This window comes from Halomonas sp. ND22Bw (genome assembly GCF_003011945.1).
In the GTDB taxonomy this organism is placed as follows: domain Bacteria; phylum Pseudomonadota; class Gammaproteobacteria; order Pseudomonadales; family Halomonadaceae; genus Halomonas; species Halomonas halophila.
Genome location: NZ_PXWD01001432.1, coordinates 1 through 250, shown reverse-complemented (window position 1 = coordinate 250; position 250 = coordinate 1). Strand labels below are relative to the sequence as shown.

Sequence of the window (250 nt, the reverse complement as noted above, 5' to 3'; positions counted from 1 at the left end):
GGAGAAGACGGGCAGGGTGGCGATCATGTCTTGCGCATGGGCCGACGATGCGGTGCCGCGGGCGATCCGCGCCTTGATGCCGTGGAAAATGGCCGCCAGCCGGAACAGGTTGAAGGCGACGTAGAAATCCAGATCCGGCGCCGCCTTCAGACCCCGCGCGCGCCGATAGCGATCCACATAGTCCGCCTCGGTCGGCAGGTTCAGCGCCTTCAGGTCCGCCCCCACCAGACCCGTCAGCATGGTCGGCGGG

1 pseudogene is annotated in these 250 nt (G+C 67.6%); it reads right to left on the bottom strand.

The features are described from left to right. Positions 1-250 (bottom strand): annotated as a pseudogene (locus CVH10_RS26260) (hypothetical protein); the annotation flags it as partial.